This is a genomic window from Escherichia sp. Lx600-2 (assembly GCF_036662595.1).
Classification (GTDB): domain Bacteria; phylum Pseudomonadota; class Gammaproteobacteria; order Enterobacterales; family Enterobacteriaceae; genus Escherichia; species Escherichia coli.
Genome location: NZ_JAYQWM010000123.1, coordinates 1 through 7,992 on the forward strand (window position 1 = coordinate 1; position 7,992 = coordinate 7,992).

2 protein-coding genes and 2 pseudogenes are annotated in these 7,992 nt (G+C 49.5%); all 4 read right to left on the reverse strand.

From position 1 onward, the window contains the following. Positions 1-75 precede the first annotated feature (75 nt). A pseudogene (locus OQV04_RS22425) lies at positions 76-1,374 on the reverse strand (polymer-forming cytoskeletal protein); the annotation flags it as partial. A gap of 63 nt (positions 1,375-1,437) precedes the next feature. After that, positions 1,438-2,298 carry a pyridoxine 4-dehydrogenase gene (pdxI, locus tag OQV04_RS22430; RefSeq protein ID WP_000097811.1) on the reverse strand — a complete coding sequence of 287 codons (861 nt, stop codon included), beginning with the start codon at positions 2,296-2,298 and terminating at the stop codon, positions 1,438-1,440. Positions 2,299-2,517: 219 nt separating this feature from the next. After that, positions 2,518-4,155 carry an autotransporter outer membrane beta-barrel domain-containing protein gene (locus OQV04_RS22435; protein WP_274446693.1) on the reverse strand — a complete coding sequence of 546 codons (1,638 nt, stop codon included), beginning with the start codon at positions 4,153-4,155 and terminating at the stop codon, positions 2,518-2,520. Between the two features lie 1,043 nt (positions 4,156-5,198). After that, positions 5,199-7,992 (reverse strand): annotated as a pseudogene (locus tag OQV04_RS22440) (BigA/YdbA N-terminal beta-barrel domain-containing protein); the annotation flags it as partial.

Sequence of the window (7,992 nt, forward strand, 5' to 3'; positions counted from 1 at the left end):
CTGATAGAAACAGAAGCCACTGGAGCACCTCAAAAACACCATCATACACTAAATCAGTAAGTTGGCAGCATCACCGCTTGTGACAACATCGTTTGATGAATCGTTCGCCAACTGCATTGCCTGATTGTAGGTGAGTTGTCCTCCAGCACCGACCTGACGAATAGAGGAATCATCACTGCGGATATAGCCATCAATAATGGATTCGGGCAATAACCACGCATCTTTATAAAGCTCCTGAATGATCATATCCCAATCTCTTTTCGCCAGAGTCATGACGATATCCAGAGGGAGATTTTCACGTAGCGCAAGATTCAACGGACCGACACCATCAGGTAGATGACTCATTCGCGTCATTATTTCGACAGAGAGCGGTTCACGGTCGAGCAACCCCAGAACAACAGGCTGGTAACCCAATTGCTGATCGGTCAACTCCAGAATCTCATTGTCAGGCATATATCTCGCCATACTTGCAATCGTTTGTCCATCATTGCTATTAATAAGTTGTTTGCGTAGGTTAGCTGAAATTCCTTTAAGCCTTGGGAGAGTTCGCATTATGGCAAGATCAAATGTCGCAATATCTCGTCCTTCAAATGCAGCAACGTTGCCTTCATCCAGCATTTGCAATTCCTGCACTAACTCAGGAGAAGGCTTAGGGCGAAACAGCGCTTCTTTTTTCATCTGATTACAGACATTCCCTGCCATGCGAATATTGCTTCGCTTAAAAATTTCTTTCAGAGCATCTTCATCATTTATTAGACCCCAATAATATGCATCAGGATTTATTATCATCAGCGCTTTTTTGACATTTTCAGTGTCATTTTTGTCACTCGCACGGACCATGAATTCACTATTTGTCGAAGACGCAACAACAGGTGCAATTATGTCATTGATAAATATCCCGCGCGCATTAATACTCCCCTTAATCGTAGACGGATTATCGTAATATGAGTCGATAAATACCAGTCCACTTGCATTTATCGAACCGGTAATTAACAGTGGTGAATCCGTAACTATATTCGTTGCCGTCACGTTACCGAGAATAACCCATGGATTAGAAAGAGAGAAAGTGGAAATATTACCTTTGACTGTCAAATTGCCAAGAACAATCAATTTTTGATTACTCTCTATATTACCTTCTACCACTAAATCGCCACGATGCACTTTCCAGTCCGATGCAGATAAACCGAAGGGGACAAGATTCACGCTACTGTTGATAGCTTGTTCAACTTGTTGTTTATCTTCAGCGGTAGCCGCAGAAAAAAAAGGTTCAATATCAACTGCATTTGCAACGCATCGAAGTTCCGCCTGTACTGGAAGACTCAGCATAAACAGGGGAAGTAAACCTATCCAGCTGCAAATCCTGGGCTTAAACATATGCACTCCATGCCATTAAAAAAGAAACAAAAGGGAAATGCATCTTTCCCTTTTGTATATTCGTTATTCTCGCGAAATACCATCCAACGTAGACAACACTTCCTCAGAAAGATGCAATTTTTCAGCAGCCATATTCTCCCGTAAATGCGCAACAGAAGACGTCCCTGGGATCAGCAAAATATTCGGTGAACGTTGTAACAGCCACGCCAGCGCCACCTGCATTGGTGTTGCACCCAAGCTCGCAGCAACATCGGAAAGCGTGGAAGATTGCAGCGGCGTAAAGCCCCCGAGCGGAAAGAACGGCACGTAGGCAATGCCGTCACGAGCCAAAGCTTCAATCATTGCGTCATCAGCACGATGAGCAATGTTGTATTCGTTCTGCACACAGACGATTTCGGCAATCTTGCGCGCCTCTGCAACCTGCGTCGGTGTGACGTTGCTTAGGCCAATATGTTTTACCAGGCCTTGTTGTTGCATCTCTGCCAGCACGGTCAGGCTGGCTTCAATCGATCCTTCCGCCGGGCCATGACCATCCCCCATCATCACGCGCAGGTTAACCACATCCAGTACGTCCAGGCCGAGATTACGTAGATTATCGTGTACCGCTTTTTGCAGCTCTGCCGGAGAAAAGGCGGGCAACCAGGAAGCGTCCTCTCCACGCCGCGCACCAATTTTAGTGACAATTGTCAGGTCGTCAGAGTAAGGATAAAGCGCTTCGCGGATAATCTGATTGGTGACGTGCGGACCATAAAAGTCGCTGGTATCAATGTGATTGACGCCCAATGCCAGCGCCTCGCGCAGCACAGTTATAGCGACGTGGCGATCTCTTGGGGGGCCAAAAACCCCAGGACCTGCCAGTTGCATCGCGCCATAACCAAGACGGTTAACGGATTTTGTACCGAGAGTAAATGTATTGCTGCTCATCGCACCCTGCCCTGTAATAAAACGGATTAAGAAAAATCAGTATAGAAACGAAAAGAGATAAATAATGCGAAGGCGTAAACAAGATTTCTGGATGAGTAGCACTATTGTCCTGAAAGACACCAAAACATTAGACAGCAAAAGATAAGTCAAGCGTCGCATCCGGCAATAAAAAACCGCAACCTGTATCAGCGTTGCGGTTTGTGTATCACATGCTAAAAATTAGAACGTTTTCTTAAAGTTCAGCATCACGCCTTTGTCGCTGATGCCGTCCTCTTTCCAGTGATACGCATCCAGATTCAGCGAACTTTCTTTGCTACTGTACTTCACGCCGACGCTCGCCAGGCTGTTGATACCGCCGCCCTTCTGACCGTCATCGACGTTAAAGTGCTGGCTGCCTGCCCCTGCAAGGCTTGCCGTGCGCTGGCTCTTGCTGTAGCTCAGGTTCGGCCCGCCTTCCAGCGTCGCATTCGCGCTCCAGCCGCCTTTCCCTGCGTAGTCCAGTTTCAGCCCGACGATGCTGTCCACCGCCGTTTCGCTGCCGCTGTTCATGCTCAGGTTAAAGTCTCCGGCATTGCGCTCCTGATAGCCGCCTATCAGCGAGTGACGCAGTTTTACACCCGCATATGGCGTAACCTTCAGTCCTTCGCTCGGTTCGAAAGTCTTCGCCCCTTCGCTGCGGAACTCCAGGTACTGCTGCTTCACGTCGGTATCAGCCGTTTTGTTTGTGTTGCTAAATGCAATCGAACGGCTACTGTCAAGGTTGTGAACGTCATAACGCAATGCGTTATTCCAGTTCATGCCGTTGTCGAAGGACATCTGATGTTTCAGGCCAAAGAACTGGCTATAACCACCTGTGACGCCATTATCACCCGCTTTCTGCGCACCATCACCATCGAGACGAGCGATACCGTACTCCAGACTCATCGTCTGGCTTTCGCTCAGGTCGATGGTTTTACGCAATGCCAGCATGTCGTATTCGGTATTATTACCTAACTCGGCACGTGGATCGCCTTTCGCAACAACGTTGAACGCCAGACCGTTACCCACCTTCGGCGCGGCATCCGCCAGCATGCTGAAGCGGTTGCTTAACACACGCGCTTCACGGAATACCGTGGTCGCCTGGCTACCGCTCACCTGCTTCAGGGCGCTATTCAGTTCAGCAGTGGTGCCCACGTTCAGGCTGGTATACAGCTCGTTATTGGTGTAACCCGCATCCAGTACCTTCGCCACATCGTTCACCGAAGCATCGGTCGCCACATCGGTGTAGGCGTTTTTGCTCATGATGACGTCAACGTTGCCGCTGGCATCGGTGCTGCCTTTGGCGGTCCATACCACGGACGTTGAGGTGATGGCATCGGCGTCGGTCAGGTTGATGCCTTCCACCACGTTGTCGAAACTGACCGTGGTGTCTGCCGTACCGGCGGCGAAACCGGTGTTGATCCCGACACCATTCATGCTGGCGTTGTTGACCTTCAGTTTACCGGCGCTGCCATCAACGTTGGTACCGACGATATAGCCGTTAAGATTGTTACTGCTGCCATCGCTACTACCGCTATCAGTCGTTTCACTGAAAGGTGAAGTGGTGTAAGAGCTTGGCATGTCCGGCAACGTGTAGTCGGTGTAATGCACTTCGGTATTGTTACCGCTGTTGCCGTTCACCCCTTCCACATTCACGCTGTCGCCCTGCTTAATCAACCCCGAACCAGTCACGCCGTCGGCAATCACCACCGTACCGTTGTTAACGATATGACCTTCTGTGCCCAGTACGCTGAACGCAAACGAGTCGTTAGCAAAAATATTGATCGTGCCGTTGTTCTCAATTACCGCATCGGCGGTGGCATTGGCATCCAGTTGCATACCAGTCAATCCGGTATCGGTGGTGCCTTCGGTACCGAGATTGATAACACCGTTGTTAACCAGCTGTGCGTTTTATCGCCTTCCATCGCCACGGCGTTGTTGCCGCTGATGTTCATTACACCATCGTTGAGAGCAACATAGTTGTTGTGGGTGAATTTAACCGCGCTGGCGTTGTCTTTATCGAAGTTAATTACCCCGCCATCCTGGTTCCACAAGAAGGCATCGCTTTCTGTCGCACCGGCAGTACTTACCGCCACGGTGACTTTCGCATCCACCACGCCCTTGTTAATAAACTGGCTGGCGCCATCGTCGTAGTGAATAGCGCCCGCACCTAATGCGGCATCCAGCGTCATTTCACCGGTGTTATATAACGTGGCGTTAGCATTGCTGCCCTGGAAGCGAATGGCGTTTTTGCTGTTATCAAGGATGAGTTTGCCGCTGTTGTTGAACGTTGACTTATCGTCAATATCCAGCGTCCCGGCATTGTTGTTTTCATCCTGATAACCCATTTTCCAGGTACCCGCGTTATTCACTACCGCAGAGTTATAGAGAATCGCGCCTTTACGCGCCTCGCCGCCTGCAAGGTTATTGAATACCGCATCGCCCTGAGCGTTAACGCGCGCCGACGCAATACCGCTGTTATTCACCGTACCATCGTGAAGTTGTAAAGTTGACAGGGAACCGGTGTTATTAATTACCGCGTTGCTGTTTTTCTCAATTTTTACGACGTCATTAAGCGTTCCGTTGTTATTGAAGGTTCCTCCTTCCAGAGTCACCGTGTTCAATACACCTTCATTGGTTAACGCACCGCCTTCATTCACGACGATGGCTGAGCTAATGGTTCCGCTCGACTCGTTAACCAGCGCACCATTTTCGAGTATCCTGATCGTTCCATTTTTAACAGCACCCGCACTGGTGACATCCCCGTTGATAATCGCACCTGACGATAATAATACGGTCTCACCCGCAGAACTTAATACATCGCCATGATCATATAAATCGGCAATATAATTATCCGTTGGATTATATTCATCGGCCCCCTGGCAAACGCCAAAGGTACAAATTGTGCCATAGTTGATAATAAGCCCAGTGCCATCGTTATAGAATGCCTGACCATTTTCCGCGTTAATGTTGATTACGCCTGTCTGGTCATTAATGGCGGTGCCTTCGTGATAAACCGCCATGCCGACGAGTTTATTCACACCGAGAGAATCGTTGTAATTTTCATTTTTCTCCAGGTTGATGGTTCCCTGGTTAATGACCGTATTAGTATTCCCATACGCCGCCATCCCCGCACCGGCGTTGTAGACAGTAATCACACCATTCTCGTGGTTGGTTGCCGTGGCTTTAGTTAATGCCCCATTATAGGCATCGGTACCTGAAGCCATTCCCACACCGAAATCTTTCGCCGTGCTATTTGCAACATTATTACGCAGCGATGTTTCATCATTTTCATCAACCCACAGCGTATCCAGGGTGATTTGCCCTTCGTTATCCGCGGTTGATTTATCGATGGCTAGCATCCCTACACTGCCACGGCCATACATATCAATAATGCCCGTTTCGCCGTTCAGAATGGATGACGAGTAGCTGGCAAGCATACCTGTCAGCCCTAATGCCTTGTTATTGAAAGAGGTACCATCAGACAAGTTCCACTCTGCCGGATAATTCAGCACACTGTGCTGATTCATCATTTTGGTGGTCATGGTACCATTGTTAACGCCAATCCCACCGTATTCAACGTCAAAGACTTTTGGTGCCGGGTCGGTACCAAAATCGTACATCGCCAGGCCAATGGATCCGTTATTGATTACCGTTGAATCTTTATTCCAGGCAGCCGCAAAACCGATATTTTTCAGTTCCACTTCACCGTTGTTTGTCGCCTTCGCACCATAATCAATACTAATAGTGGATAACGCTACACGATAATAATAAGTGAAAGAATCCACATCACTCATATCAAACGTTGCGTCAGCGCCAATCTCCAGCTCCGCGCCATTACTCAGTTGAATGAGATTTTCGAAACCCAGCGGGAACTCACCGCTGATGGTTGACTCACCATTGAGGTAGACTGAGGAATGCCCATCAACGCTCATAAGCGGTGTATCTCCGATACCACGACGAGATGCGGCAGGTTTTGAGCCATCATCCATGACATTTTTTTCACCGACAAAATGGACACCGCCATTAAGCGTGAAGGTATTGTCATCGCCAGCAATAACAATACCCGCAATGTGCTCCTGAGCACCGTCGTAACTTGCATAGGAACGCGTAGTGGTTTCGCTATCAGCAACAACGGTTAACTGACCATCCAGCGTGACGTCATTGTTATTACCGCTGATATTTACGCCGGTTGAGGGATTAAAGAAGTAAGGTTGCGCATTATCGGCTTTCTGATCTTTATCAACCAGAATGCTGCCTGCGATTTCAATCGTATTGCCATCACCCGAAACATTAACACCCGTCGCTTTTTGCCCTGTCACATTCAGCTCATAAGTCGCCAGCGTCATGTTGTTATTATTGCCAGAGACATCAAGACCGGTGGAGAAATCCCCAACGTCTAACCCACCCGCGAGTGAAATATTAGCTTTATCCCCAGCAACGCTGACACCGGTTCCGGCATTGGTCGCGGAAATATCACCAACGTTAACAAATGTCGCATTATCACCGTCGATCTGAATGCCAATGGCATTTTCACCCGCTGCGGCCTGACCAACATTGAGGTCGCCCATGTTGATCACGCTGACGCCATCACCATCAAGCAGCATGCCAATAGAGTTATCTTCGATGACCGTAATATTACCTTTGTTGCTAACGAACGTATCATTGCCGTCAACGTCAATACCGTGCGCACCACCGCTTACGTATAAGTCGCCTTCCTGTTTGATGGTGGCACCGTCACCGACAATTTTCGAGCCAGTGGAATTCTCACCGTCAACGCTCATGGTACCTTGATTATCGACCCGCGCATTATCGCCATTGATAAGGCTACCCGTACCACCATTGGTGATGGTCGAGTCGCCCGCAGTGTTCAGCGTAGCATTATCGCCATTGATGATTACTGCGGTACCGCCGTCAACTTCCGTCTCGCCGTTGTTATTGATAGTGATATCGTCACCAGTAAGGATACCAACGACCGAACCCTCGCCGATGGCGGTCGTTTTACCGTCGTTGTTGAGGGTGATGTTGTCACCCTCAACCGTCATGACAGTACCGCCATTCAGCGCCGTATTGCCGCCCTGATCGGTGATGATCGCATTACCAAAATCAATCGCAGTTCCGGTTGTGCCATCAACAACGACACCGGCCTCTTTAGTGATATGGATGAGCCCATCATCGTCGTAGCTCCAGGTGATGCCACCTGCCGTATTTACGCCATCAAAGATGACGGTGTTGCTGTCGTCATGGACTGTCCAGCCCTTGACTATCGTCGTCAGGCCATCAGGCGCGGTTAAGGTGTAACTCCCATCGGCATTTTGGCTGTAGGTAAAGGTGGTTTCGCGAATTTTGACGGTTTTCGCGTCCTGATCCCAGGTTACGTCATTTTTATAGACGACAGGATCGTGTTTAACCGGGGTATCGCCACCATCGTCTGGCGGAACAGGCGTATCACCGCCGTCGTCTGGAACTGGCGTATCACCGCCATCATCTGGTGGAACCGGCGTATCACCGCCGTCATCTGGCGGAACTGGCGTATCACCGCCGTCATCTGGCGGAACTGGCGTATCACCGCCGTCATCTGGCGGAACCGGCGTATCATCGCCGTCATCTGGCGGAACTGGCGTATCACCGCCGTCATCTGGCGGAACTGGCGTATCACCGCCGTCATCTGGCGGA